We start from the raw sequence: 26,151 nt of genomic DNA, 5'->3' as shown, positions 1-26,151 counted from the left end.
GACCCGGGGGTCACTCGGCCTTGTCGTCCAGGCGGCGGGTGATCTCCCGGGCGGCCCTCTTCGCCTCGGTGGCCGGGTCCGCGCCGGACAGGACCTGGGACATGTAGGACTTGATGGGGTTGTCGGCGGCCTCCACGTTCGCCCAGAGCGGGGACGCGGGGGTCGCCTTGCCGTGCGCGGCGCCGACCGCCATCGCGGCGACGCCGGGCTCGCCGCTGACGGCGTCGGCCAGCGTCGTCTTGTTCGGCACGTAGTTCATGGTCCTGGCGAGTTCGGTGTTCCACTTCTCGCCGGCCAGCGCCTTCACGACGGCGAGCGCGCCCGGCCGGTCGTCGGTGTTGGCCGGGACGACGAGGTCCGAGCCGCCGGTGAAGACGGAGCCCGCCCGTGAGGCCGTCTTGCCGGGGATCGGGAAGTAGCCGAGTCTGCCCTTGAGGGCCGGGTTCTTGCCCACGATCTGCTGGGTCGCGCCGGGGACCGAGATGATCTGCGCGATGTCGCCCTTGGCGAACCGGTCGGCCTGCGAGGGGTGTTCCTCGTCGGCGTCCTTGGGTCCGTCCCCGAGCGCCTGGAGCCGCTCGTAGAAGTCCATGGCGCGCAGGGCGGCCGGGGAGTCGAGGGCGCCGCTCCAGATGCCGCCGGACTCGCGGGCCAGTTCGCCGCCCTCGTCCCAGATGAACCCGGAGAGTGTGTACCAGTCCTGTCCGGCGAGGTAGATGCCCTGCGTGGAGCCGGTGTCGAGGCGGCTGGTCTGGTCGAGCCACTCGTCACGGGTCCTCGGCGGCTTCGTCACTCCGGCCCGCTCGAAGAGGTCCTTGTTGTAGATGACGACGCGGTTGGCGGCGTACCAGGGGATGCCGTACTGGCGGGAGTTGTCGACGCCGGGCTCGGCGAGGCCGGGCAGCCAGTCCTGCATGCCGAGGTCGCGGGCGGACTCCAGGGACAGGTCGAGCAGCCCGCCCTGGTCGATGTACTGCGGGACCTGGGTGTTGCCGACCTCGATGACGTCGGGGGCGCCGTCGCCGCCCTTGTCGGCCTTGAGGGCGGCGGAGACCTTCTCGCCGATCCCGGTCCACTCCTGGACGCGGACGTCGAGGCGGACGTCGGTGTGCTCGGCCTCGAACGCCTTGGTGAAGCGCTTGATGAACGCGTCCGACGCGCTGTTGCGCATCAGCCACACGGTGACCGTGTGCCGCTCGGGGCCGCCGCCCGGCAGGGCGCCGCACGCGGTGGTGAGGACGCCGGTCACGACGACGAGGGAACAGAGGGACAGCACGCCACGGCGGGATCTCACGGGGGGTCACTTTCTGCCTGCGAACAGGTCGGATCGCCCGACGTGGGGGGAGGAGCAGTCAGCTCGTACGGGTATGTGGCTGGATTTTGGTATGTACCAATGGGGCGGTCAAGGGTTACCCAGAAGTAAGTCGCGCGAGCGGGCAAGCCGTGCGTCCGGCCCGCGCGGCGTCCGCCCCCTCGCGCGCGCGGGCACCCTGGGGCACGGTGGAGACATGTCGAATCACACCTATCGCGTCACGGAGATCGTCGGCACCTCCCACGAGGGTGTCGACCAGGCGATCCGCAACGGGATCGCGCGCGCCTCGCAGACGCTGCGCAACCTCGACTGGTTCGAGGTCACGCAGGTCCGGGGCCAGATCGTCGACGGGGACGTCGAGCACTACCAGGTGGGCCTCAAGGTGGGCTTCCGGCTTGAGGGCGACGACTGAGGCCCCGCGTCAGGTCCTCAGGTCCGCCCCTCGCGCTCCTGGGCGTCCTTCAGCGCCGCCGACGTGCTCGCCCAGCGGGCCCGTACGACGGGGAAGCCCGCGTGCTCCGCCTCGTCGCAGACCAGTTCGTCGTCGTCGACGAGCATCCGGACGGTGCGGCCGCGTGCCAGGCGGCGCAGCACGTCGAGCTTCGTGCGCCGGGCGGGCCTGCGGTCGTCGTCGCGCCGCATCTTCAGCGTCGCCGCCGGCAGGCCCTGTGCGGCGAGCCACGCCTCGGTGTCGGCGCGGCACCGCTCGGGGCGCCCGGTGAGGTAGACGATCTCGCACTCGCGCGCGCTGTCGAGGACCAGGGCGACGCCCTCGGCGAGCGGCGGGTCGGCGGGGGCCGCCGCGAAGAAGGCGTCCCAGTCCCGCGGCCTGCGCTCCAGGAACTTCTGCCGGTGGGCGGTGTCGGCGAGCGTGCCGTCCAGATCGAATACGGCCAGCGGCCGTGCGTCCCGGGTCATGTCGGCACCCTACGGCGCGCGGCCGGGAATCCCTGCGGAGCCACCGTGTTGGAACCAACGTGACCACCCCGATCGAGACGACCCGCTTCTCCGTCCTTGACCGTTCGCGCGTCCGGGAGGGCTCGACCGCCCCGCAAGCGCTGCGGGACACCGTCGCGCTCGCCCAGGACCTGGAGCGCCTCGGCTACCACCGGTTCTGGGTGGCCGAGCACCACGGCGTGCCCGGGGTCGCGGGGTCCGCCCCGACGGTTCTCGCGGCGGCCGTCGCGGCGGCGACCCGTACGATCCGCGTCGGCACCGGCGGCGTCATGCTGCCCAACCACCGGCCGCTCGTCGTGGCGGAGCAGTTCGGGGTCCTGGAGTCGCTGTTCCCGGGCCGGATCGACATGGGAATCGGCCGCTCCGTCGGGTTCACGGACGGGGTGCGCAAGGCGCTGGGCCGCGAGAAGGACGCCGCCGACGCCGACGGCTTCGCCGGGCAGCTCGACGAACTGCTCGCCTTCTTCACCGGCACCTCCCCGACCCACGCCCACGCCCGCCCGAGCGAGGGCCTGACCGTGCCGCCGTTCGTGCTCGCGATGGGTGAGGGCGCCTCGATCGCGGCCCGCGCGGGCCTGCCCATGGTCATCGGCGACTTCCGCGACCGGGAGAGGATGCTGCGCGGCGTCGACCGCTACCGCGCCGAATTCCGCCCCTCCCCCTGGGCCGAGGAACCGTACGTCGTGATCTCCGGGACGGTCGCCGTGGCCGGCAGCGAACCGGAGGCCCGCCGCCTGCTGATCCCCGAGGCGTGGTCCATGGCGTACTCGCGCACCCACGGCACCTTCCCGCCGCTGCCGCCCGCCGAGCGGATCGCGGGCCTGGAGATGACCGCCAAGGAGCGCGAGCTGTACGAGTCCGGTCTGCGCGGCCACATCGCGGGCACCGAGCAGCAGGTCGCGGACGAGCTTGAGCGCGTCATCAAGGAGAGCGGCGCGCAGGAGGTGCTTGTCACGACCAGTACGTACGACCGCGAGGACCTCCTGGAGTCCTACCGGCGCCTCGCGCGGGTGGCGCGGCTCAGCCCGGTGCAGTCGGCGTCCGGGCCGTGATCGGGGGCCTGCGCGGTCCGGATACCCTGGGGCCATGCCGCCCGCCGCCCGACGCACCGCCCGCCAGACCGACCTGCTCGAACGGCTGGTGACGCTCCTCGTCGCGGAGGGGTTCGCCTCCTTCACCCTGGACGACCTCGCGGAGCGGCTGCGCTGCTCGAAGACGACGCTGTACCAGCTCGCGCGGAGCAAGCAGGGCCTGGTGCGCGAGGCGGTGAAGCACTACTTCAAGAACGCGACGGCCGCGGTCGAGAAGCAGGTCGCCGACACCTCCGCCCCGGCCGAGCGGGTCGTCGTCTACCTCACGGCGGTAGCGGAGCAACTGCGGCCGCTGTCCCGGCAGTTCCTCGACGACATGGCCGAGTTCGACGCCACCCGCGAGGTCTACGAGGCGAACACGCGACTCGCCGCCGACCGCATCCGGCAGCTCATCACGGAAGGCGTCACGGCGGGCGCCTTCCGCGAGGTGCACGCGGCGTTCGTGGGCGAGGTCGCCGCCGCCACCATGCAGGCGATCCAGCGCGGCGAGGTCAGCCACCGCACCGGGCTCAGCGACTCGGAGGCCTACGCCGAGCTGGCCTCGCTCATCGTCCACGCCGTCGCGTCCTGACGCGGCGCCGGACGGACGGACGCGGCGCTCAGCGCGCCCGGCGCGAGCCTGGCGAGGGCGCGGCTGATGACGAGCCGCTGGATCTGGTTGGTGCCCTCGAAGATCTGCATGACCTTGGCCTCGCGCAGATACCGCTCCACGGGGTACCGGCTGGAGTACCCGTCGTCGCCGAGGAGCTGGACGGCGTCCCCGGTGACCTTCATGGCCTGGTCGGTGGCGACCAGCTTGGCGATGGACGCCTCCTGCCCGAAGGTGAGGCCCTGGTCCTTGCGGCGGGCGGCGGCGAGCGTGGTGGCGCGGGCGGCGGCGACCGATGCGGCCATGTCGGCGAGGGCGAAGGCCGGGCCCTGCTGGGCGATGAGCGGCTGTCCGGCGACCTCGTGGGTGCGGGCGTAGGCGACGGCCTCGTCGAGGGCGGCCTGTGCGAGCCCGGTGGCGACGGCGGCGATGCCCATGCGCCCGCAGTCGAGGGCGGCGAGCGCGATCTGCAGCCCCTGCCCCTCGCGGCCGATGCGCCGCTCGACGGGCAGGCGTACGTCCTCGAACCGCATGGCCGCCGTGGCGGAGCCGGTGAGGCCCATCTTCCGCTCGGGCGGGTCGGCGCTCAGACCGGGCGTGTCGGCGGGGACGAGGAAGCAGGAGATGCCGTGCGAGCGGTCGTCGGAGGTGCGGGCCATGACGGTGTAGAAGTCGGCGTGGCCGCCGTGCGTCGTCCATGCCTTCACGCCGTTCAGCACATAGTGGTCGCCGTCGAGGACGGCGCGGGTGCGCATGGACGCGGGGTCGGAGCCCGCCTCCGGCTCGGAGAGGCAGTAGGCGCCGAGCAGGTCGCCGCCGAGCATGTCGGGCAGCCAGCGGCGGCGCTGCTGCTCGGTGCCGAAGACGGCGAGCGGGAAGCAGGACATGGCGTGCACGGAGACGCCGACGCCGACGCTCGCCCAGGCGGACGCCACCTCTTCGAGCGCCTGGAGGTACACCTCGTAGCTCCGGCCGCCGCCCCCGTACTCCGTGCCGTAGGACAGGCCGAGCAGTCCGGCGCGGCCCAGGGTGCGGAAGGCGTCGCGGGGAAAGGAGCTCGCGGCCTCCGCCTCGGCCGCCTGCGGGGCGAGCACGTCGGTGGCGAGCGCCCGGACGCGGCCGATGAGCTCGACGGCGTCGGGGCCGGGCAGCGCACGGTCAGCGGGCATGGCCTCTCCCTCAACTCGATGATACGGAGAATAGCACCGCAGTATCAATACGGGTACTGGAATCCGTCTTCGAGGACACCCTGTCCGGAGTCCGGTGCACGGCGGCCTAGAATCGTGTGATTTGCCCGCCTCCCCCGCAACCGACCAGCCCCACGCACCTCACCTCAGGAGCCGCGTCCATGTCGCTGCCGCCGTCCTCGCCCGACCCCCGCCACGACGGCTTCGTCCGGGTCCGGGGCGCCCGTGAGCACAACCTGAAGGGCGTCGACGTGGACGTCCCCCGGGACGTCCTCGCGGTCTTCACGGGCGTCTCCGGCTCGGGCAAGTCGTCCCTCGCGTTCGGCACCATCTACGCGGAGGCGCAGCGCCGCTACTTCGAGTCCGTCGCCCCGTACGCGCGCCGCCTCATCCACCAGGCGGGCGCCCCGAAGGTCGGCTCGATCAGCGGGCTGCCCCCGGCGGTCTCGCTCCAGCAGAGCCGCTCGGCGCCCACGTCCCGCTCCTCGGTCGGCACGGTCACCACGCTCTCCAACTCCCTGCGCATGCTGTACTCCCGGGCCGGTGACTACCCGCCGGGCGCCGAGCGGCTCGACTCCGACTCCTTCTCCCCCAACACGGCCGCAGGCGCGTGCCCGCACTGCCACGGCCTCGGCCAGGTGCACCGCACGACGGAGGAGCTGCTGGTCCCCGACCCCTCCCTCTCCATCCGCGAGGGCGCGATCGCCGCCTGGCCGGGCGGCTGGCAGGGCAAGAACCTCCGCGACGTCCTCGACGCCCTCGGGTACGACGTGGACCGCCCCTGGCGCGAGCTGGCCCAGGAGGACCGCGACTGGATCCTGTTCACCGACGAGCAGCCGGTCGTCACCGTGCACCCCGTACGGGACGCGGACCGCATCCAGCGCCCGTACCAGGGCACGTACATGAGCGCGAACCGGTACGTGCTGAAGACGTTCGCCGACTCCAAGAGCCAGACGCTGCGCGCGAAGGCCGAGAAGTTCCTGCGCAGCGAGCCCTGCCCGGTGTGCGGGGGCGCGCGGCTGCGGCCGGAGGCGCTCGCGGTGACGTTCGGGGGCCGCACCATCGCCGAGACGGCGCGCCTGCCGCTGACCGAGCTGGCGGAGATCCTCGCCGCGCACGAGGGCGACTCCGAGACGGCACGGGTGCTCACGGACGACCTGCGGGCCCGCATCGCGACCATCACCGATCTCGGCCTCGGCTATCTGAGCCCCGACCGCCCGACGCCGACCCTCTCCTCGGGCGAGCTGCAACGCCTGCGCCTCGCCACGCAGTTGCGCTCGGGCCTGTTCGGCGTCGTGTACGTCCTCGACGAGCCGTCCGCCGGACTGCACCCGGCCGACACCGAGTCGCTGCTGACCGTCCTGGACCGGCTCAAGGAGGCGGGCAACTCGGTGTTCGTCGTCGAGCACCAGCTGGACGTCATGCGCCACGCGGACTGGCTCGTCGACGTCGGCCCGCTCGCCGGGGAGCACGGCGGGCAGGTGCTCCACAGCGGCCCGGTGGCGGAGCTGCGCGGGGTCGAGGGCTCGGCGACGGCACGCTTCCTCTTCGACGAGCCGCGCGTCGAACGCCGAGTGCGCGAGCCGCGCGGCCGGCTGAAGGTCGGGCCCGTGACCCGGCACAACCTCCACGACGTGACGGCGGAGCTGCCGCTGGGCGCGTTCACCGCCGTCACCGGGGTCTCGGGGTCCGGCAAGTCCACGCTGATCGGCGCGATCACCGAGGACCTGCCCGGCGTCGGGCGGCTCGTGGTCGTCGACCAGAAGCCGATCGGCCGCACGCCGCGCTCCAACCTGGCCACGTACACCGGCCTCTTCGACGTCGTGCGCAAGGTCTTCGCGAACACGGAGGAGGCGAAGGAGCGGGGCTACGGCGTCGGCCGCTTCTCCTTCAACGTCGCGGGCGGGCGCTGCGAGACCTGCCAGGGCGAGGGGTTCATCAGTGTCGAACTCCTCTTCCTGCCGAGCACGTACGCGCCCTGCCCGGAGTGCGGCGGCGCGCGCTACAACCAGCCGACGCTCGACGTGACCTACCGGGGGCGGAACATCGCCGAGGTGCTCGACCTGACCGTGGAGTCCGCCGCCGACTTCTTCGCCGACGACGACGCGGCCAGGACGATCCTGCGCAGCCTGCGCACCCTGCTGGACGTGGGCCTCGGCTATCTGCGCCTCGGCCAGCCCGCCACCGAACTCTCCGGCGGCGAGGCCCAGCGCATCAAGCTGGCCAGCGAGTTGCAGCGGGCGCGGCGCGGCCACACCCTCTACCTCCTCGACGAGCCGACCACCGGACTGCACCCGGCCGACGTGGAGGTACTGCTGCGCCAGCTGCACGGCCTCGTCGACGCGGGGCACTCCGTGGTCGTCGTCGAGCACGACATGGCGGTGGTCGCGGGGGCGGACTGGGTGATCGACATGGGCCCTGGCGGGGGCGATGCGGGCGGGCAGGTGGTCGTCGCCGGGCCGCCCGCGGTGGTGGCCGCCGACCCCGTGAGCCGCACCGCCCCCTACCTTCAGCGTCTGCTGGGACGATGACGGGGCCGGGAGAGCACCAACTCCCGGCCCCGCCCACCCCGCACTCTTCGCGGGACGTCTTCTCCCGTGGAGGGAGTCTCAGCGGCTGACCTTGCGGTTCGCGCGCAGCCACTCCTTGTTCATGCTCGTGATGGAGAACAGCGGGATGCCCTTCGGGCAGGCCGTCGCGCACTCGCCGGTGAGCGTGCAGCCGCCGAAGCCCTCCTCGTCCATCTGCGCCACCATGTCCAGGACGCGGGTCTCCCGCTCGGGCGCGCCCTGCGGCAGGACGTTCAGGTGGTTGATCTTGGCGGAGGTGAAGAGCATCGCCGCGCCGTTGGGGCAGGCGGCGACGCAGGCGCCGCAGCCGATGCACTCGGCGTGCTCGAAGGCGAAGTCCGCGTCCGGCTTGGGCACCGGCGTGGAGTGCGCCTCGGGGGCGGCGCCGGTCGGGGCGGTGATGTAGCCGCCGGACTGGATGATCCGGTCGAAGGCCGAGCGGTCGACGACGAGGTCCTTGATGACGGGGAACGCGGAGGCGCGCCACGGCTCGATGTCGATCGTGTCGCCGTCCTCGAAGGACCGCATGTGGAGCTGGCAGGTGGTGGTGCGCTCCGGGCCGTGCGCGTCGCCGTTGATGACGAGCGAGCACGCGCCGCAGATGCCCTCGCGGCAGTCGTGGTCGAAGGCGACGGGGTCCTCGCCCTTGACGATGAGTTCCTCGTTGAGGGTGTCGAGCATCTCCAGGAACGACATGTCCTTCGAGATCCCGTCCACCTCGTACGTGGACATGGCGCCTTCGGCGTCGGCGTTCTTCTGGCGCCAGACGCGCAGGGTGAGCTTCATGCGTAGCTCCGCTGAGTGGGGTGGACGTACTCGAAGACGAGGTCTTCCTTGTGCAGGGCGGGGGCCGTGCCGGTGCCGGTGAACTCCCAGGCGGCGGCGTAGGAGAACTCCTCGTCGCGGCGCTCGGCCTCGCCGTCCGGGGTCTGCGACTCCTCGCGGAAGTGGCCGCCGCAGGACTCGGCGCGGTGCAGCGCGTCGAGGCACATCAGCTCGGCCAGCTCCAGGTAGTCGACGATGCGGTTCGCCTTCTCCAGGGACTGGTTGAACTCCTCCCCCGTTCCCGGGACCTTGATCCGGCGCCAGAACTCCTCGCGGATCTGCGGGATGCGCTCCAGGGCCTTGCGCAGACCGCTGTCGGTGCGGGCCATGCCGCAGAACTCCCACATCAGCTCGCCGAGTTCACGGTGGAAGGAGTCCGGGGTGCGGTCCCCGTCGACGGCGAGCAGCTTCGCGAGCCGCTCCTCCGTCTCGCGGACGACGGCGACGGTCGCCGGGTGCGTGGCGTCCACGTCGTCGGTGTGCGGGTTGCGCGCGAGGTAGTCGTTGATGGTGGCGGGCAGGACGAAGTAGCCGTCGGCGAGGCCCTGCATCAGCGCGGAGGCGCCGAGGCGGTTGGCGCCGTGGTCGGAGAAGTTGGCCTCGCCGATCGCGAAGAGCCCGGGAATGGTGGTCTGGAGGTCGTAGTCGACCCACAGGCCGCCCATCGTGTAGTGCACCGCCGGGTAGATCCGCATGGGCACCTCGTACGGATCCTCGTCGGTGATCCGCTGGTACATGTCGAAGAGGTTGCCGTACTTCGCCGCGACGGCCTTGCGCCCCATGCGCTCGATGGCGTCGGCGAAGTCGAGGTACACACCCTGCCCGCCGGGCCCGACACCTCGCCCCTCGTCGCACACGTTCTTCGCGGCGCGGGAGGCGATGTCGCGGGGCACGAGGTTGCCGAAGGACGGGTAGATGCGCTCCAGGTAGTAGTCGCGCTCGTCCTCGGGGATCTCGTTCGGGGGCCGGTCGTCGCCCTTGGCCTTCGGCACCCAGATCCGCCCGTCGTTGCGCAGCGACTCGCTCATCAGCGTGAGCTTCGACTGGTGGTCGCCGGTGCGCGGGATGCAGGTGGGGTGGATCTGCGTGAAGCAGGGGTTGGCGAAGTACGCGCCGCGCCGGTGCGCCCGCCAGATGGCGGTCGCGTTGGAGTTCATGGCGTTGGTGGACAGGTAGAAGACGTTGCCGTAGCCGCCGGAGGCGAGGACGACGGCGTCCGCGAAGTACGTGTCGATCCTGCCGGTGATCAGATCGCGGGCGACGATGCCGCGCGCCTTCCCGTCGACGACGATCAGGTCGAGCATCTCGGTACGGGGGTGCAGCTCGATGTTTCCGGCGGCGACCTGGCGGCTGAGCGCCTGGTAGGCGCCGAGCAGGAGCTGCTGCCCCGTCTGACCACGGGCGTAGAACGTACGGGACACCTGGACACCGCCGAAGGACCGGGTGTCGAGAAGCCCGCCGTACTCGCGCGCGAACGGCACGCCCTGGGCGACGCACTGGTCGATGATCTCGACGGAGATCTGCGCGAGCCGGTGCACGTTCGACTCGCGGGCGCGGAAGTCACCGCCCTTCACCGTGTCGTAGAAGAGGCGGTGCACGGAGTCGCCGTCGTTGCGGTAGTTCTTCGCGGCGTTGATGCCGCCCTGCGCGGCGATGGAGTGCGCGCGGCGCGGCGAGTCCTGGTAGCAGAACTGGACGACGTGGTAGCCCTGCTCGGCGAGCGTGGCCCCGGCGCTGCCGCCCGCCAGGCCGGTGCCGACGACGATGACGGTGTGCTTGCGCCGGTTGGCGGGGTTGACCAGCTTGGCCTCGAAGCGGCGGGTGTCCCAGCGCTCGTGGACGGGTCCGGCGGGGGCCTTGCCGTCGACCACTGGTTCGCCGGTGGTGTAATCCGCGTAGGTGCTCATGTCGTTCCTCAACTCACCAATCCGGTCATGACGCCCACGGGCACGGCGATGAAGCCGAGGGTGAGCAGCACGGCGAGTACGTTGCCGATCGTCTTCAGGACGCGGTCACGGGTCCGGCTGCCGACGCCGAGGGTCTGCGCGGCGCTCCAGAACCCGTGCTGGATGTGCAGGCCAAGGGCGAGCATCGCGACGATGTAGATGACGTTGCCGTACCACGTCGAGAACGTGTCGACGACGTTCTGGTACGGGTGCAGGTGCTCGTACCCGTCCGGGTGCACGGTGCCCGTCGTCAGGTCCAGGATGTGCCAGACGATGAACAGGCCGAGGATGATCCCGCCCCAGCGCATCGTGCGGGTGGCGTAGCTCGCGCCGGCCCTCTTGTGCACGTACTTGCTCGGGCGCGCCTTGATGTCGCGACGGCTGAGCTGGTACGCGGAGGTCGCGTGCGCCACGACGGCGACGACGAGCACGACGCGCACGAGCCACAGGCCCCACTCGTGGTGGAGGACCGGCTCGCCCATGGTGCGCAGCCAGTGGGCGTAGTGGTTCATCTCCCCGGGACCGAAGAAGATCTTGAGGTTTCCGATCATGTGCGCGACCAGGTACAGCAGCATCACGATGCCGCTGACCGCCATCACGGTCTTCTTGCCGAGGGAGCTGTCCCAGAGCGTGCGCGCCATGGACGGTCGTCGGTCCGTCCGCGTTGCCAGAGCCATGGCATCAGACGGTAGGGCCGAGAGCCCCGATCGGTCCAAGACATGGAGCAGCTCATTTCCATAGGCATTGCCTATGCGGGGAACTATCGTGGCGTTCATGCAGTTCCAGCAGCTCCAGTACTTCGTCGCGGTGGCCGAGACCCGGCACTTCACCCACGCCGCCGAAGTGGTCCATGTGGCCCAGCCGTCGCTCTCCCAGCAGATCCGCGCCCTGGAGCGGGAGCTGGGGGCGGACCTGTTCCACCGCGCCCGGGGCAACATCACGCTCACGGACGCCGGCGAGGCGCTGCTTCCGCTCGCCCGGCGGATCCTCGCGGACGCGGACACGGCGCGGTACGAGGTCCAGGAGCTGGCGCAGCTCCGGCGCGGGCGGGTCCGTCTCGGGGCGACGCCGTCCCTGTGCACCGGTCTGCTGCCGGACGTGCTCCGCGCCTTCCACGACCGCTACCCCGGGATCCAGCTGCTCATCGAGGAAGGCGGTTCGCACGACCTCGTACGGGAGCTTGCGCGCGGGGCGGTCGATCTGGCGCTGGTCGTCCTGCCTCTTCCGGCGCCGGCGCCCGCGCTGACGACAGTGGAGCTGTTGCGGGAGGAGCTGGTCGTGGTCTCGTCGCCGAGCGCGCCGCGGCCCGGGCGGGGACGGAGGTCCGTCCGGATCTCCGACCTGGAGGGCGAGCGGCTCGTCATGTTCCGGCACGGGTACGACCTGCGGGAACTCACCGTCGCGGCGTGCCGGGCGGAGGGGTTCGAGCCGGACTTCGCGGTCGAGGGGGGCGAGATGGACGCGGTCCTGGGTTTTGTCCGGGCCGGGCTCGGGGTCGCGGTCGTCCCGCGCATGGTCGCGCTGCGAGCGGGGCTCGGCCTCCACGTCACGCCTCTGGCGCGGCCCGGTCTGCATCGGACCATCGCGCTGGCGCATCGCAGTGACGTGGCTCCGCCTCGGGCGGCGCGGGAGTTGCAGCGGATGCTTCTGGAGCGGGAAGGGGGCGCGCCGTAGGGGGTGCGGTCTCGTCACCGGGTGCGGGTCGCGCGGTGGCTGGTCGCGCAGTTCCCCGCGCCCCTGCAATGCGCACTTCGTGCGCCATTGCCCGATGAAGGCGCGGCGAAGCCGCATGCCTTCAGGGGCGCGGGGAACTGCGCGAGCGACCACGACGCAAGCCGCGCGTGGAAGGCGGCGCGAGGGGGCAGACGCTCAGGGGCGTGGGGAACTGCGCGACCAGCCACGACGGAAGCCGCACCCGGCACACGGCCGCGCATGGCAGACGCTCACCCGACCCCGCACCGCAAAACGGGTCCGCGGCGGCTAGCCGGTCGCGTCGGCGAGGGCCAGTTCGTGGAGGCGGTCCGGCGGGCCCGGGCGGGCGTAGTACCAGCCCTGGGCCGTGTCGCAGCCCAGCTCCCGCAACTGCTCGGCCTGCGCCCCCGTCTCGACCCCCTCGACCGTGACGGCCAGGTCCAGGGAGTGGGCCAGCGACACGATCCCCTCGACGATCTTCAGGTCCACCGGATCCGCCGGGAACTGCTGCATGCCCTGGGTGAAGGACCGGTCGAGCTTCAGGACGTTCACCGGCAGGCGGCGCAGGTTCGCCAGGTTCGAATAGCCCGTACCGAAGTCGTCCAGGGCTATGTCGACGCCCATCTCGGACAGGCGCCGGAGCGGCTTCAGCAGGTCGTCGTCCGCCCCGATCAGCGCCGACTCCGTCACCTCCAGGCACAGCGCCCCGGGCGCGAGCCCGGACCGTTCGAGGATGTCGACCGTGTCGGAGACGAGGCCGGGGTGGGTGAGCTGCATCGGGGAGAGGTTCACGTTGATGCGGAGCGGCCCCGCGTCGGCGTGCCGCTGCTGCCAGGTGCGGGCCTGGCGGACCGACTCCTCCAGGACCCAGCGCCCGAGCGGCACGATGAGCCCGGTGTGTTCGGCGAGCGGGATGAACCGGTCGGGCCCGAGGATGCCGTGCTGCGGGTGGCGCCACCGTACGAGCGCCTCGGCGCCGCGCACGCTGCCGTCGCCGAGGTGGACGAGGGGCTGGTACTCGATGAAGAACTCGCCGCGGTCGAGCGCGGCGGGCAGCGCGGTGGTGAGCCCGTGCCGGGTGATGGCGCGGGCGTCGGCCTCGGGGTCGGCCAGTTCGTAGCGGTTGCCGCCCGCGGACTTGGCGCGGTACATGGTGATGTCGGCGCTGCGGAGCACTTCGGCGGGGCTGCGGTCGCCGACGGGGCCCTCGACGATGCCGATGGAGCCGCGCACGGTGAGTTCGCGGTTGTCGATGCGGATCGGGGTGGCGAGGGCGCCCATGATGCGGTCGGCGAGGTCGTCGACCTCGGCCTCGGTGTCGCGGCCTGTGGTGAGCGCCACGAACTCGTCGCCGCCGAGCCGGGCGACCATCTCGCCGGGGGCGGTGGCGCAGGCCTGGAGCCGGTCGGCGACCTCGACGAGGAGCCGGTCGCCGACGGCGTGGCCGAGGCTGTCGTTGATGGTCTTGAAGCCGTCGAGGTCGAGGTAGCAGAGGCCGAAGCGCATGCCCTCGCCCGCGCCGAGCACCTTCTCCAGGCGTTCGAAGAACAGGGTGCGGTTGGGCAGTCCGGTGAGCGCGTCGTGGGTGGCCTCGTAGCGGAGGCGGAGGTTGAGCAGGCGGCGCTCGGTGGTGTCCTCCAGGAGCGCCAGTTGGTACTGGGGCACGCCGTCGGCGTCGCGGAGCAGGGAGACCGTGAGGTTGGTCCACAGGGCCGTGCCGTCGGGGCGGTGGAACGCCTTCTCGACGCGGTAGTGCTCGCGTTCCCCGCGCACCAGCTCGTGGTAGAGGTGCCAGACCTGCGGGGCGTCCTCGGGGTGGGTCCACTCGGCGACGTTGCGCCCGCGCAGCATCCCCTCGGCGCCGCCGAACATCCGCACGAGGGCGTCGTTGACCTCCAGGACGGTACCGTCGAGGGAGGCGATGCTGATGCCGATGGCGGCGCCGTGGAAGACGGCGCGGAACCGGGCCTCGCTGGCGTGGAGCGCCTCGGCGACGGCGCTGCGGGCGTTGAGCGCGGCGACCGAGATGGCCTCCTGCTCGGCGAGCGTCCGCTCGCGCAGGGCGGCGGCGAAGCCCGCGGCGACGGTGTGCTGGAGGCGGGCGCAGCGGGCCCGCAGGTCGTCCTCGCGCTCGGGGGTGCGCGCTTCCTCGCCGCAGTACAGGACGAGGTAGGCGTCGACGACGTCGAGGGTGCGGCTGAGCGCCTCGGGGTCGGTGCAGTGCGCGTCGACGAGGGCGGCGCCGACGGCCTGGCCCTGCGCGGCGTCGAGGGCCCGTGCGGCGAGCGCGTCGCGCAGCCTGCGGGCGAGCGGCACGAGTTCCTGCTCGAACTCGGGCCGGGTCAGTGAGGTCGCCGTCACCGGGTAGATCGCCCGGCTCCAGATCGTGGCGAACCTGCGCAGTCTGTCCTCCGGTCCGCCCGGCTCTGTGCTCACGGCTTGCGCCCCACTCCCACATAGCCCGCGAAGGTGAACGGGTCCTCGTCCTCGGGCGCGGTCTGCGGCCGCCACACCGGCATGGGCACGATGCCCGGCTCGACCACCTCGTACCCCTCGAAGAACCGTCCGATCTGCTCGCGGTCCCGCATGACGAGCGGGTTGCGGACGTCGTCGCGGTAGACGTCGACCGCCTGGCCGGCCTGTTCCTCGGGTATCGGCATGCCCTCGTAGGTGGCGTGCGTGATGATCAGCAGGCTGCCCGGGGCGAGCGCCTCGCCGAGTGCGGCGACCGCCCCGTACGGGTCGTCGGCGTCCTCGATGAAATGCAGGACGGCGACGAGGAGCAGCGCCACGGGGCGGTCCAGGTCGAGCAGTCCCGTGAGCTCGGGGCTGCGCAGGATGTCGCGCGGTTTGCGCAGGTCGGCGGCGACGACGGCGGTGTCCGGGTTGCCGTCGAGGACGGCCCGGCTGTGCGCGACGGCGACCGGGTCGTGGTCGACGTAGACCACGCGGGCGCCGGGGCTCGCCCGCTGCGCCACCTCGTGGACGTTGCCGAAGGTGGGGATGCCGGAGCCGATGTCGAGGAACTGGGTGATGCCCTCGTCGACGGCGTACCGGACGGCGCGCCGCATGAACGCCCGGTTCGCCTGCATGATCTTGGGCAGGCCCGGCAGGAACTCCATGGCCCTGCGGGCGGCCTCCCGGTCGACCTCGAAGTTGTGCGAACCGCCCAGGTAGTAGTCGTAGATCCGGGACACGCTGGGCACCGAGATGTCGATGCCCTGCGGGGCCCAGGCAGGACGATCCATCACTGTCTCCAAGGCTAGGCGAGCCGGTGTTCGAGCAGAGGCTACTGATCAGCCGCCAAAGGTACGAGCCAAAACGGAAATTGACCATCCGTTCTCGGTCACTGCCTGCGGCACGTGCCAGGGGAGAAGATGCGGATCCGCTCCGAAACCGCCCCTTACCCAGCCGAAAAGAACCGGCCCGTTCCCGGCGCACGACCTTTTCATGGCCGTACGGGGAACGGACCGGCCCTCGACCGATCGTCAGGCGGCTCTCCGCGCGCTACTGCGCGGGGCGGCCCACCGGCTTGCCGTCGGGCGCGGCGGCGTACCAGGTGCCGCCCACGCCCTGGCCGTTGGTGTCACCGGGCTTCTTGTCGCCGGAGAAGGTGTACACGGGCCAGCAGTTCAGGGTCTGCTGCTGGGTGCCGTCGGGCCGGTCGAACGTCATGTAGCCCTTGAGGGGGATGTTCTGGGTGTCGTTCTTGGCTACGGGCGCGACCGCCGGCCATTTCTTCGCGCAGGCGCCGAGGCAGTTCGACTTGATCGGCCAGGCCGAGTCCTTCAGGAAGCGGTAGACGGTCATGCCGTTCTTGTCGACGACGATCTCGCCGAGCTTCGGGTCCTTGCGCGTGGACAGGCCCTTGAGGTCGGCGGGGCGCGCCGCGGCGGCCGGGCTCGCCTTCTTGCCGTCGGGGGCGGCGGCGTGCCAGGTGCCGCCGACGCCCTGCCCCTTCGCGTCGCCGGGGGCGGTGTCCATGGCGTAGCGGTACATCGGCCAGCCGTCGATGGTGAGCTGCTTGGTGCCGTCGGCGGCGGTGACCTCGCCGATCAGGGCGTCGTCGACGCCGGGCGCGGCCTTGGCGCCGCTCGCCGGGACGGCCGGCCATGCCTTCAGGCAGGTCGTGTCGCAGTTCGACTTGGGCGGCTGCGCCGTGTCCTTGTCGAAGCGGTAGAGCGTGAATCCGGCGCTGTCCGTGACGACCTTGCCGAGCTTCTTGCTGTCCCACACGGTCAGTTGCCCGGCCGCCTTGGCCTTGGGGGCGGCGGCCGCGTCCGCTCCCTCCTTGCCCGACGAGCCGTACCCGTCGGAGCCGTATCCGTTCGAGCCGTAACCGCCCTGCGCGGGTGCGGCGTTGCCGACGTTCTGGCCGTTCGCGGCCGTGTCGCCCTTGTCCTGACCGCACGCCGTCGTCAGCGCGAGCAGGGCAGCGGCTGTCGCTACGAGCGAGGCGTTCCGCCAGGAGGTCTTCATCGTCAACTCCCGTGTGTAACTGGGGTGTTGCGGGAACCCGGTTGGGCCCGCACATGGCCCTAGGTACGGGCGGGGACGGTGGGTGCGTTCAACGCGGGCCGAGAATTGTCGCGGCGCGTGTCTCCCGGGCCCGCCACCCGGACGGGGGACACGCCGGGGCGCAAACCCCGAATGCTCCCGTTCCCCTCGTTCGGGGCATTGCGGCGGAAGGACGGCGCGTCGTAGCGCGCGGTTGCTCATCATCTCCGTCGTGCATCGAACGAAGCGGGCCAGGTCCGCCCTGGTCACCCGAGCCCTCGCGGTGGTGGCCGCCGCCTGGCTGTGCGGCGCGCCGGCCGGGGCAGCGGCCGCTCTCGCCCCGGCCGACAGCTGCGCGTACGCCTCGGTCGACGGCGGGGCGGGCGGCGGCGCCGTCGCGGTCGCGGGTTCCGACGTGGACTGCAGCGCGGGGCCCAGCACGCCCCCGCCGCACAAGCCGACGCCCAAGCCGCCGCCTCCCACGCCGCCGACGCCGAAACCACCGCCGAAACCGGCCCCGCCGCCGCCCGTTCTCCCGCCGCCCCCGGCGCCCGAACCGCCCCCGCCACCCGCGCCGAAGCCGTCGCCCCCGCGGGCGGCGCCCGCGAAGCCCGCTCCCCCGCCGCCGCCCGCGCCCGCACCGAAGCCCCGGCCGACGCCGAAGCCCAGGCCCACGCCCGAGCCGACACCGCCGGAACCGGGGCCGAAGGCCGTCCACTACCCCGTCCACCGGCCCGCGGTGCACCGCGCACCGCCCCGCAACGGGCCGTCCATCGTCACGCTCACCCTGCTCATCACCGCGCCCGCGGTCCTCGCGGTCGCCGCGCTGCGCCCCCGCTGAATTTGTGTGGAGATTCCATGTCGGAATGGCTTGTTCTCGCCCTCGCGATGATCGCGGTGTGCGGGGTCGTCCTCGTCGTCCAGGTCCTGCAACAGCGGAGGATCGGTGAGGACGACGATCCCTCCGAGACACCGGACGTCATCGAGTACATGACGATGATGATCGGGGTGGTCTACGCGATCGTCCTCGGCCTGGCCATCGCGGGCGCCTGGGAGGCGCGCAGTGCCGCCGAGGACCATGTGCGCAACGAGGCGCAGGCGCTGCACGAGATCCATGAGCGCGTACGGGTCTACCCCGCCGACGTCCGTGACCGGATCCGGGCGGATGTCGACACCTATGTCAGCCATGTCGTGACCACGGAGTGGCACGCGATGCGGTCCAAGGGCGAGCTGACGGACAAGGGCGCGCGGCTGCTCGACAAGGTGCGCCACGACGTCACGGACTTCGAGCCGCGCAACGACTTCCAGGCCCAGGCGTACCAGCCGCTCCTGGACCAGGTGACGGCGGCGGACGACGCGCGCAACGCCCGCGCGGACTCGACCGGGGCCACGATGCCGGGCGTCGTCTGGTTCGGCCTGATCGTCGGCGCCCTCGTGACCATCGGCATGATCTTCGCGCTGCAGATCCGGCGCACCCGCCGCGAGATCGTCCTGGCCGGCCTCTTCTCGTCCCTGATCGCGTTCCTGCTCTTCCTCATCTGGGACTTCGACGCCCCCTACAGCCGTGGTGTGGCGGCCACCGCGGAACCGTTCCTGATGCTCTTCCCCGGGGCCGGATGAGCCCGGGAACGCGGGGCTCGTCGCCCGTTCGCCCGACAAAAATCGCGCCCATTCGGGGCAATCCATAGGGTTTCGGTCAGCGAGGTGCTTGTCCCCAGCGGGCGGAACGGTCCGCGGCTGCCCCTCGTGGACCCGGAGGAACCCCATGCACGCGATACGCGCCGCTTCCGCCGCCGTGCTCGGCCTCACCGCGCTCACCCTCGCCCCGTCCCCCGCCTCGGCGGCGGACGAGCAGCCGTTTGACGTCAGCGTCTCGCCCACCACCGTCCCCGCGGGCGGCCGGGTGACGCTCGGCCAGAGCGGCTGTCCGGGCGGGACGACGGTGACCGCGGGCATCTTCGACACCGTCCAGCTCGGCAGCGGAAGCGGTACGAAGACGGTCACCGTCGACTGGGACGCCAAACAGGGAGCCATGTACGCGGTGCGGTTCTCCTGCGAGGGCCGCCCCGACCGGTCCGTGGACCTCACCATCACGGGCGGGCGGGCCGACGAGCCCACGCAGCAGCCCGCCGACCACGGCGTCCACGCGGGCGCCGGCGGCAGCGTCGGCGGGTTCGACCTCCGCGAGATCGGACTCGGCGCGGCCCTGCTCACCGGCGCGCTCGGCACCGCCTACTGGCGCGCGCGCCGCCGCACCGGCGACGACGAGAGCTGACGGCGCGCCCGGCCCCGTAGCCCCTCAGGCTCTGCCCTCCGAGCGGCGGCGCAGGCACAACGCGCCGCCGCCGATGAGCCCGGAGGCGACGAGGGCGCCGCCGATCGCCATGTCGGCGGGGGTGGCCTCCGGGCGGCGCGCACCGTCGAGGTCGTCGCTGTCGCGGCCGTGCCGGACGTGCTCGTGCGGCTCGGCCGCGGCCGACGCGACGGGGGCGGCCAGCGCGACCGCGGCAGCGGCGGCGACGGCGGACAGGGTCAGGGTCCGGGTGCAACGCATGTGAATCCTCCTCGAGTGAGCGAACCCGGGCGAGGGCGCCGGGGACGTGGACGGAACAGCGAACAGTTGTCAGACGCACCATCGGACGGCGTGCGCGGTCCCGCATGTCGGGGCTGGGCCGGATGGCGCACCGGGCGTGGACCTCGCCGCCGCGCCGCCGCGCCGGGAAGGGGATGAGCCGATGTCCGCCACAGGGTCCGACGAGGAGGCGGGGCCGGCGCGGGGGCGGGCGCCGTGGGGTGTCCTCGCCCTGGTGCTGCTCGCCGGTGTCGCGCTGATCCGCAACGGCACGGGCGAGACCGACTCCGGCCCGCCGCAGCCCGCGTCGGCCGCCGCGGCGGACGCGCACACCCCCGCTCGGGCCGCCGCGCCGCTGCCGTTCTCGCCGCCGGAGCGCGTACGGGTGCCCGCAATACAGGTGGACGCGCCCGTCACCCAGGTCGGGCGGGACGCGGCGGGCTGGGTGGAGGCGCCGCCGCCCGAGGACCCGAACCTGGCGGGCTGGTTCACTGGGGCGGTCTCCCCCGGCGAGCGGGGCACCGCCGTCGTCGTCGGCCACGTCGACACGGTCCGCGGGCCCGCCGTCTTCTACGGGCTCGGCTCCCTGAGGAAGGGCAACCACGTCGAGGTGGTGCGCGCCGACGGCGGGACCGCCGTGTTCGAGGTCTACGGCGTCGAGGTCTTCGACAAGGCGCACTTCCCCGCCCGGAAGGTCTACGGCTCCCGGGGCGCACCCGAGTTGCGGGTCATCACCTGCGGCGGCGGCTACTCGCGCCGGCACGGCTACGACAGCAACGTCGTCGTCTTCGCCCGCCTCGTCCCCGGTCGCTGACCCCGCGCGCCCGGCGCCCCGGCTCTCTCGTCACCTGCGGTTTCCGTTAGCCTCTGCGCGTGACCGATCAGCAGCCACACCAGTTCGAGCGCGGCACCGACGGGCCCAAGGTGATCGTGGTCGGGGTCGACGGCTCCGACTCCTCCTTCCGCGCCGCCGCGTACGCCGGAGGGCTGGCCCGGCGCCAGCGTGCGCTGCTCGCCGTCGTCTACGTGCAGCCCGTCCTCGCGGGCGGCGCCGCGCTCGGCGTCCCCGTCGCGGAGACGACCGACGAGATCGCCGAAAGCCTCATCGCGGAGATCCGCGAGGCCACGGAGCGGGTCAAGGACATATACGACGTGCGCTGGGAGTTCCACACCTTCCGCGGCGACCCCTTCAACGGCCTGGTCACCGCCGCGGACGAACTCAAGGCCGACGCGGTCGTGGTCGGCGCCTCCGAACAGGCCGGCCATCGCATCGTCGGCTCGGTCGCGGTCCGCCTGGTGAAGGCGGGCCGCTGGCCTGTGACGGTCGTGCCCTAAGGGGCCAGTGCGGGGAGAGCGCGTCGTCTTCCGTCTCCGCCGTCGCGGGTGCATCATGATCGGCCGTCAGCCGTCACGTCCGCGAAGAGGTGAGCTCATGGCCGTTCCCCCACGCCCGCGCATGGGACAGGGCGTGCTGCGCCGCAAACCCATCGAACAGATCGACGACACCGAGGGCGCGGCGGGCGGTTCGCAGCTCACGCGCTCGCTCGGGCTGTGGCAGCTCACCGCAATCGGCGTCGGCGGGATCATCGGCGCGGGCATCTTCACCCTCGCGGGCACGGTCGCCAACGGCACGGCGGGCCCGGCCGTCCTCCTCTCCTTCCTCATCGCGGGCGTCGCGAGCGCGGCGGCCGCCCTCTCCTACGCCGAGTTCGCGGGCCTCATCCCGAAGGCCGGGTCCGCGTACACCTACGGCTACGCGGTCCTCGGCGAACTCGCGGGCTGGTTCATCGGCTGGGACCTGCTCCTGGAGTACACGGCGATCGTCGCGGTCGTCGCCATCGGCATCTCGGGGTACTTCAGCTTCCTGCTCGGCGAGATGGGCCTGGACCTGCCGAACTGGATGCTGGGCGCGCCCGGCACCGGCGACGGCCACAAGGTCGACCTGTTCGCCGCCGTGCTGTGCCTGCTGATCGCCTATCTGCTCACCCTGGGCATCCGCAACGCGGCCCGCTTCGAGACGGTCGTCGTCGTCCTCAAGGTGCTCGTGGTGCTGCTCGTCATCGGCGTGGGCTTCTTCCACATCGACACGGGCAACTACACACCCTTCTTCCCGTTCGGTGTGAGCGGCGCGTTCACGGGCGCGGCCACCGTGTTCTTCGCGGTCTTCGGCTACGACGCCATGTCGACGGCGGCCGAGGAGTCCAAGGACGCGCAACGCCACATGCCGAAGGCGATCCTGTACTCGCTCGCCATCTCGATGGTCCTCTACGTGCTGGCCTGCCTGGTCCTGACCGGCATGCAGAACTACAAGGACATCGACCCGGAGAGCGGCTTCTCGACGGCGTTCAAGGCGGCCGGGCTGAGCGGGCTCGCGGACGTGATCGCGGTGGGCGCCATCATCGGCATCCTCACCGTCATGTTCACCTTCATGCTGGGTGTGACCCGGGTGTGGTTCTCCATGTCCCGCGACGGACTGCTGCCGAAGTGGTTCGCGAAGACGCACCCGACGCGACACGTGCCCACACGTGTGACGTGGATCGTCGGTGTCGCGTCGGCCCTCATCGCCGGATTCCTGCCGATCGGCGAGGCGGCCGAGCTGACCAACATCGGCATCCTCCTTGCGTTCGTCGTGGTCTGCGTCGCGGTGATCGTCCTGCGCTATCGCCGCCCGGACCTGCCCCGTACGTTCCGCACCCCCGGCATGCCGGTCGTGCCCGCGGTGGGCGTCGTCTTCTCGATCTGGCTGATCACGTTCCTGCAGTGGCAGACCTGGGTGCGGTTCGCCGTGTGGTTCGTGATCGGGCTCGTCGTCTACTTCGGCTACTCGTACAAGAGGTCGGAGCTGGCGCGGGACACCACCCCGTCGGACGACCGGGTCTAGGCGGGGAGCGGGCCGGGGCGCGGGCGGTCACTCCCCCATCAGCAGGCCGTCCCCGGTGGCGCCCCGGCTCAGGACCGTGCGGCGGATCCGGTCGCGCAGGGCGCGCACGTCGCCGCCCGCTCCCCGGGCGAGGGCCTTGTTCAGGTTGACCGCGCGGCCGGTGCCGGGATCGAACCACATGGGGACGAACGCGGCCCTCGTCACCCGCCACCGCGCGCCGGGGCGGGCGGGGCGGTCGAAGGTGAAGCGGCCGATCGTGCCCAGGTTGCCGCGGACGTCGTCGGCGCCCTCGTGGTTGATCATCGCGCCCGCGATCTGATCACCCATGCCGTAGATGATCCACACCCCGTTGACCTTCTCGTACGCCTGCGGGACATGGGCGTGGGTGCCGAGGATCAGATCGATGTCGGGGCGGCCACGCGTGCGGGAGGCGGTGAGTCGTCTGCCGAGGGTCAGTTGCTGCTCGTTCGGCTCGTCCTGCCACTCCGTGCCCCAGTGCAGGGAGACGACCACCACGTCGGCGCCCGCCCGCCGTGCCGCGCGGGCGTCGGCGACGATCCTTCGACGGTCGATCAGATTGACCGTCCAGGGGCGGCCCGGCGGTTGCGCGTAGCCGTTCGTGTCGTAGGTGTACGCGAGATGGGCGATCTCGGCGCCGCCCGCGCGCAGCCTCGCCGGGCCGCGCCCCTCGGCCGCCGTACGGCCCGAACCCGCGTGCGCGATCCCGGCGCGGTCGAGGGCCTCCAGGGTCCGCGCGACCCCGGCGGCACCGGCGTCCAGGGTGTGGTTCGAGGCCGTCGAGCAGGCGTCGTAGCCGGTGGCGCGCAGGCCCGCAGCGACCTGCGGCGGGGACCTGAACACCGGGTAGCCGCTGTAGTCGCCCGGCGCCCCGTACACCGTCTCCATGTGGCAGATCGCCAGGTCGGCCGGGGCGATCACCGAGCGGGCACCGGCGAGCATGCGGCGGAAGTCGTAGCCGTGGCCGCCCGCGTCGGCGCGGGCCCGTCTGATGATCGAGCTGTGCGGGAGGACGTCGCCGGACGCGACCAGGGTGAAGCCCCCGTCCGGGGCCGTGGCGGCGGGGCGCGGGGCTCGGGGCGGTGGGGCCTCGGGGGCGGCGCAGGCCGCGCCCAGGGCGAGCAGCGCGGCCAGGCACGCCCCGGCCGTGCCGCGCGTACTCCGTGCCATCCGTCTCATCGGTCGGGCTCCTCGGGACGTGCGGGCCCGGCGGCAGCGGACGCGCCCCGGGGGTAGTTCTTCGCCGTACACATCTCCGTATAGGCATATAGTGATGAAGCGGGCGCAAGCCTCCATACCGGGCGCCTCCCTGAACGGGTGGTGTCGCGCTGCGCCACCCGGCCCGTTCACCGCACCGCTCACCGACGGCATCGACCGCCTGCCGCAGAGCCGCGCGTGCCCTCTGGGCGGGACCGGCACCCTGCGCTGGCATACGCGCATGACGACGGCGTTCACGACATCCACGACCCCTGAGGAGGACCTCGCCCAGGTCCAGCGGGAGCACGGCGGGCCGCTGTTCTCGTTCCTGCTGCGGCTGTGCGACGGGGACCGCCAGCGCGCGGAGGACCTGGTCCAGGAGACGTACGTACGGGCCTGGCAGCACCCCGAGGCGCTCGACGCGCGGTACGAGTCGGTGCGGCCCTGGCTGTTCACGGTCGGGCGGCGGCTCGCGATCGACGCGCGCCGGGCGCGGCTCGCCCGGCCCGCCGAGGTCGGCGACGCCGTCCTGGAGAGCGCGCGGGTCTGCGCCGACCACGCCGAGCGGTCCGCCGCCGCGCTCGACGTGCGCGAGGCGGTGGCCACGCTCAGCCCCGAGCACCGGGCCGTGCTGCTCGAGGTCTACTTCAAGGGCGCCAGCGTGGCGGAGGCGGCGCGAGCCCTCGGCATCCCCCCGGGTACCGTGAAGTCCCGCGCGTACTACGCGTTGCGCGCGCTGCGCAGGGTGCTTCCCGGATACGCGCCTGACCTGCGGTGAAACTGTGGGTCGGGTCAAGTATCGGTAAAGCGCCTTGCTCGGCACCGTGGTTCCTCGGTTGAGTAATCCGCTGTCCTCCCCGGCGAGTTGGACGAGATGCACGGGTGGGGCCCGGGGGCCGGCGAAGCGCACGGACCGGAGGAAGGCAGGAAGGAATGTTGCACGAGAGCCAGGGCGGTGCCTCGGGCGCCGACGGCGGGGAACTCGTCGTTCCCATGGCGTGGTTGTACGCCGAGTACATCGCGGACGAGCTGTTGCGTACCGGGGACCTGATGCCCCCCACGTCCTTCGAGTTCCGGGCCGGGCGCGACGCGCTCGCCCTGACGATCTTCCTGTCCGACTCGGACGACGAACTGTCCGGGATCCGGGTGGTGTCCCAGCTGGAGACGTGGTCGTCGCTGACCGCCTACGACCAGCCGTGGCAGGAGTGGGTGCGGGAGCGGTTCGCGGAGCGGGCCGCGTGCCCCTCGGCCGACCTGGAGCTGGCCGCCGCCGCGTGGCGGTGGCTGGAGGAGACCGAACTGCTCGCGCCGGACCTCGACGCGGTACCGGTGCCGGACGAGGAGGACGGGCCGAAGGTGTGGACCCCGGCGTGGCAACTTGGGCTGCCGCTCGGGCACTTGGCCATCCATCTGTTCTGAGCGGGCCGGGCGGGCCGGGCGGGCTCCGTCAGGGGACGTGGACTCCGGCGCGGTACTTCGGGATGCGGATCGTGATCTTCGTGCCCGCGCCGACGCCCGTCTCGATCACCAGGCCGTACGCGTCACCGAAGACCTGCCGCAGGCGTTCGTCGACGTTCGACAGGCCGATGCCGTGCGAGGCCCCGCCCTCGCCGCGCAGGATGGCCCGCAGCTCGTCCGGGTCCATGCCGACGCCGTCGTCCTCGATCACCACCTCGGCCTCGGCGCCCGCGTCCGTCGCCCCGATCATGATGCGGCTGTTCGTCACGGCGCCCTCCAGACCGTGCTTCACCGCGTTCTCCACGAGGGGCTGCAGACACAGGAACGGGAGCGTGACCGGGAGGACCTCCGGGGCGATCTGCAGCGTCACGGAGAGACGGTCGCCGAAGCGGGCGCGGACCAGGGCCAGATACTGGTCGATGGAGTGCAGTTCGTCGGCGAGCGTCGTGAACTCGCCGTGGCGGCGGAACGAGTACCGGGTGAAGTCCGCGAACTCCAGGAGCAGTTCGCGGGCGCGCTCCGGGTCCGTACGGACGAACGAGGCGATCGCGGCCAGGCTGTTGAAGATGAAGTGCGGGGAGATCTGCGCCCGCAGCGCCTTGATCTCGGCCTCGATCAGACGGGTGCGGGAGCGGTCCAGTTCGGCGAGTTCCAGCTGGACCGAGACCCAGCGGGCCACCTCGTCCGTGGCGCGGGCCAGCACGGCGGACTCGCGGGGCGCGTAGGCGACGACCGCGCCCAGGACACGGCCGTCCGCGACCACCGGGGCCGCCACCGCCCAGCGCAGGGGGCAGTCGAGGTCGTCGCAGCCGCAGTCGAACGCGACGGAGCGGCCGCCTCCGGCGAGGGCCGGGGTGACGTGCGGCATGACGTGGGGGGTGTGCGGGTGCTCTGCCGTGCCGTCCCAGGTCAGGACCGTGGAGCGGTTCGTGACGGCCAGGGCGTCCGTGCCGAGGAGCGTCCGCAGGTGGCGGGCCGATTTGCGGGCCGTGTCCTGCGTGAGGCCCGCGCGGAGGGCCGGGGCGGCGAGGGAGGCGGTGTGCAGGGTTTCGAAGGTGGCGCGTTCCACGGGGGTGCCTACGTCGCTGCGGCCTGTGGGGTGGGCGGAGCGTCTGCCTATGAGGAACCCTGCGACCAGGAGGGCGGGGCAGAGGGCCAGGAGGGTTGCTGTGACGGTGCCGGTCACTGGGCGTGGCCTTCCGTCGTGGGGGGTGGGGGTGTGTTGCGGGTGCGGGTGCGAGCCCCACTCGCCGTGGGAGGTGGGGGTGTGTTGCGGGTGGCGGTTGACCGTGGTTGCTCGCGCCGTTCCTCGCGCCCCTGAAAAGCCCCACTCGCCGTGGGGGGTGTGGTTGTTGCGCG

25 protein-coding genes are annotated in these 26,151 nt (G+C 72.2%); 13 read left to right on the top strand and 12 right to left on the bottom strand.

Annotation, left to right across the window (positions count from 1 at the left end):
• Positions 1-10: 10 nt before the first annotated feature.
• Positions 11-1,294 carry an extracellular solute-binding protein gene (locus ABZ877_RS14875; RefSeq protein ID WP_361069904.1) on the bottom strand — a complete coding sequence of 428 codons (1,284 nt, stop codon included), beginning with the start codon at positions 1,292-1,294 and terminating at the stop codon, positions 11-13.
• 214 nt (positions 1,295-1,508) lie between these two features.
• Here ABZ877_RS14875 and ABZ877_RS14870 point away from each other — a divergent pair, with 214 nt between their 5' ends.
• Entirely contained in the window at positions 1,509-1,724 is a 216-nt protein-coding gene (locus tag ABZ877_RS14870) for a dodecin (protein WP_361069901.1), read from the top strand.
• Between the two features lie 17 nt (positions 1,725-1,741).
• Here ABZ877_RS14870 and ABZ877_RS14865 read toward each other — a convergent pair whose 3' ends face one another.
• On the bottom strand, positions 1,742-2,230 hold the full coding sequence (locus ABZ877_RS14865) for a hypothetical protein (RefSeq protein ID WP_361069898.1): 489 nt from the start codon (positions 2,228-2,230) through the stop codon (positions 1,742-1,744).
• A 59-nt stretch (positions 2,231-2,289) separates the two neighbouring features.
• Between ABZ877_RS14865 and ABZ877_RS14860 the strand changes: the two genes are divergently transcribed.
• Together ABZ877_RS14860 and ABZ877_RS14855 are read left to right on the top strand one after the other, a co-directional pair.
• On the top strand, positions 2,290-3,321 hold the full coding sequence (locus ABZ877_RS14860) for an LLM class flavin-dependent oxidoreductase (protein WP_361069896.1): 1,032 nt from the start codon (positions 2,290-2,292) through the stop codon (positions 3,319-3,321).
• 34 nt (positions 3,322-3,355) lie between these two features.
• Positions 3,356-3,931: a TetR/AcrR family transcriptional regulator gene (locus ABZ877_RS14855; RefSeq protein WP_361069893.1), complete on the top strand. Its 576-nt coding sequence runs from the start codon at positions 3,356-3,358 to the stop codon at positions 3,929-3,931.
• Here the strand turns inward: ABZ877_RS14855 and ABZ877_RS14850 are convergent.
• On the bottom strand, positions 3,886-5,118 hold the full coding sequence (locus tag ABZ877_RS14850; protein ID WP_361069890.1) for an acyl-CoA dehydrogenase family protein: 1,233 nt from the start codon (positions 5,116-5,118) through the stop codon (positions 3,886-3,888). The genes ABZ877_RS14855 and ABZ877_RS14850 overlap by 46 nt on opposite strands.
• Before the next feature lie 179 nt (positions 5,119-5,297).
• Here ABZ877_RS14850 and ABZ877_RS14845 point away from each other — a divergent pair, with 179 nt between their 5' ends.
• Positions 5,298-7,667: an excinuclease ABC subunit UvrA gene (locus ABZ877_RS14845; protein ID WP_361069887.1), complete on the top strand. Its 2,370-nt coding sequence runs from the start codon at positions 5,298-5,300 to the stop codon at positions 7,665-7,667.
• Positions 7,668-7,745: 78 nt separating this feature from the next.
• On the opposite strand, the gene ABZ877_RS14840 is transcribed toward ABZ877_RS14845, so the two are convergent.
• Genes ABZ877_RS14840 through ABZ877_RS14830 form a run of 3 tightly spaced genes read right to left on the bottom strand, consistent with a single transcriptional unit; the run spans position 7,746 to position 11,118 of the window.
• Positions 7,746-8,492, bottom strand: coding sequence for a succinate dehydrogenase/fumarate reductase iron-sulfur subunit (locus tag ABZ877_RS14840; protein WP_361069885.1), 747 nt, complete (start codon positions 8,490-8,492; stop codon positions 7,746-7,748).
• On the bottom strand, positions 8,489-10,438 hold the full coding sequence (locus tag ABZ877_RS14835; RefSeq protein ID WP_361069882.1) for a fumarate reductase/succinate dehydrogenase flavoprotein subunit: 1,950 nt from the start codon (positions 10,436-10,438) through the stop codon (positions 8,489-8,491). Before ABZ877_RS14835 ends, ABZ877_RS14840 begins: the two co-directional genes overlap by 4 nt.
• Before the next feature lie 8 nt (positions 10,439-10,446).
• Positions 10,447-11,118 (bottom strand): succinate dehydrogenase, encoded by a 672-nt coding sequence (locus ABZ877_RS14830; RefSeq protein WP_361070014.1) that lies wholly within the window; start codon positions 11,116-11,118, stop codon positions 10,447-10,449.
• Positions 11,119-11,251: 133 nt separating this feature from the next.
• Between ABZ877_RS14830 and ABZ877_RS14825 the strand changes: the two genes are divergently transcribed.
• Positions 11,252-12,151: a LysR substrate-binding domain-containing protein gene (locus ABZ877_RS14825; RefSeq protein ID WP_361069879.1), complete on the top strand. Its 900-nt coding sequence runs from the start codon at positions 11,252-11,254 to the stop codon at positions 12,149-12,151.
• Between the two features lie 306 nt (positions 12,152-12,457).
• On the opposite strand, the gene ABZ877_RS14820 is transcribed toward ABZ877_RS14825, so the two are convergent.
• The 3 genes from ABZ877_RS14820 to ABZ877_RS14810 form a co-directional block, all read right to left on the bottom strand.
• The gene (locus ABZ877_RS14820) at positions 12,458-14,605 is read right to left on the bottom strand and encodes an EAL domain-containing protein (RefSeq protein WP_361069876.1); all 2,148 of its coding nucleotides are present in this window, start codon (positions 14,603-14,605) and stop codon (positions 12,458-12,460) included.
• A complete protein-coding gene (locus ABZ877_RS14815; protein WP_361069873.1) occupies positions 14,602-15,417 on the bottom strand; it encodes an SAM-dependent methyltransferase in 816 nt (271 codons plus the stop codon). The genes ABZ877_RS14820 and ABZ877_RS14815 overlap by 4 nt, the downstream gene beginning before the upstream one ends.
• Positions 15,418-15,676: 259 nt before the next feature.
• The gene (locus tag ABZ877_RS14810) at positions 15,677-16,648 is read right to left on the bottom strand and encodes an SCO0930 family lipoprotein (RefSeq protein WP_361070011.1); all 972 of its coding nucleotides are present in this window, start codon (positions 16,646-16,648) and stop codon (positions 15,677-15,679) included.
• A 250-nt stretch (positions 16,649-16,898) separates the two neighbouring features.
• Here ABZ877_RS14810 and ABZ877_RS14805 point away from each other — a divergent pair, with 250 nt between their 5' ends.
• The 3 genes from ABZ877_RS14805 (at position 16,899) to ABZ877_RS14795 (ending at position 18,941) form a co-directional block, all read left to right on the top strand.
• Positions 16,899-17,507 carry a hypothetical protein gene (locus ABZ877_RS14805; protein WP_361069870.1) on the top strand — a complete coding sequence of 203 codons (609 nt, stop codon included), beginning with the start codon at positions 16,899-16,901 and terminating at the stop codon, positions 17,505-17,507.
• A 17-nt stretch (positions 17,508-17,524) separates the two neighbouring features.
• The gene (locus tag ABZ877_RS14800; protein ID WP_361069867.1) at positions 17,525-18,286 is read left to right on the top strand and encodes a hypothetical protein; all 762 of its coding nucleotides are present in this window, start codon (positions 17,525-17,527) and stop codon (positions 18,284-18,286) included.
• Between the two features lie 145 nt (positions 18,287-18,431).
• On the top strand, positions 18,432-18,941 hold the full coding sequence (locus ABZ877_RS14795; protein ID WP_361069865.1) for a hypothetical protein: 510 nt from the start codon (positions 18,432-18,434) through the stop codon (positions 18,939-18,941).
• A 24-nt stretch (positions 18,942-18,965) separates the two neighbouring features.
• On the opposite strand, the gene ABZ877_RS14790 is transcribed toward ABZ877_RS14795, so the two are convergent.
• On the bottom strand, positions 18,966-19,220 hold the full coding sequence (locus tag ABZ877_RS14790) for a hypothetical protein (RefSeq protein WP_361069862.1): 255 nt from the start codon (positions 19,218-19,220) through the stop codon (positions 18,966-18,968).
• Positions 19,221-19,401: 181 nt separating this feature from the next.
• On the opposite strand from ABZ877_RS14790, the gene ABZ877_RS14785 reads away from it, so the two are divergent.
• From ABZ877_RS14785 to ABZ877_RS14775, 3 genes are all read left to right on the top strand, one after another.
• A complete protein-coding gene (locus tag ABZ877_RS14785; protein ID WP_361069860.1) occupies positions 19,402-20,052 on the top strand; it encodes a class F sortase in 651 nt (216 codons plus the stop codon).
• 59 nt (positions 20,053-20,111) lie between these two features.
• Positions 20,112-20,573, top strand: a complete 462-nt coding sequence (locus tag ABZ877_RS14780; RefSeq protein ID WP_361069857.1) for a universal stress protein — start codon at positions 20,112-20,114, stop codon at positions 20,571-20,573.
• Positions 20,574-20,670: 97 nt separating this feature from the next.
• The gene (locus tag ABZ877_RS14775; RefSeq protein ID WP_361069854.1) at positions 20,671-22,119 is read left to right on the top strand and encodes an amino acid permease; all 1,449 of its coding nucleotides are present in this window, start codon (positions 20,671-20,673) and stop codon (positions 22,117-22,119) included.
• Positions 22,120-22,146: 27 nt separating this feature from the next.
• Here ABZ877_RS14775 and ABZ877_RS14770 read toward each other — a convergent pair whose 3' ends face one another.
• On the bottom strand, positions 22,147-23,307 hold the full coding sequence (locus ABZ877_RS14770; RefSeq protein ID WP_361070008.1) for a CapA family protein: 1,161 nt from the start codon (positions 23,305-23,307) through the stop codon (positions 22,147-22,149).
• A 268-nt stretch (positions 23,308-23,575) separates the two neighbouring features.
• Here ABZ877_RS14770 and ABZ877_RS14765 point away from each other — a divergent pair, with 268 nt between their 5' ends.
• Both ABZ877_RS14765 and ABZ877_RS14760 read left to right on the top strand, forming a co-directional pair.
• On the top strand, positions 23,576-24,112 hold the full coding sequence (locus ABZ877_RS14765; protein WP_361069851.1) for a sigma-70 family RNA polymerase sigma factor: 537 nt from the start codon (positions 23,576-23,578) through the stop codon (positions 24,110-24,112).
• 155 nt (positions 24,113-24,267) lie between these two features.
• Positions 24,268-24,753, top strand: coding sequence for a hypothetical protein (locus ABZ877_RS14760; RefSeq protein ID WP_361069848.1), 486 nt, complete (start codon positions 24,268-24,270; stop codon positions 24,751-24,753).
• A 28-nt stretch (positions 24,754-24,781) separates the two neighbouring features.
• On the opposite strand, the gene ABZ877_RS14755 is transcribed toward ABZ877_RS14760, so the two are convergent.
• Positions 24,782-25,978 carry a histidine kinase gene (locus ABZ877_RS14755; RefSeq protein WP_361069845.1) on the bottom strand — a complete coding sequence of 399 codons (1,197 nt, stop codon included), beginning with the start codon at positions 25,976-25,978 and terminating at the stop codon, positions 24,782-24,784.
• Positions 25,979-26,151: the final 173 nt, after the last annotated feature.

It is taken from the genome of Streptomyces sp. NPDC046939 (assembly GCF_040644575.1).
Taxonomy (GTDB): domain Bacteria; phylum Actinomycetota; class Actinomycetes; order Streptomycetales; family Streptomycetaceae; genus Streptomyces.
This window is presented reverse-complemented; position numbering and strand designations above follow the sequence as displayed.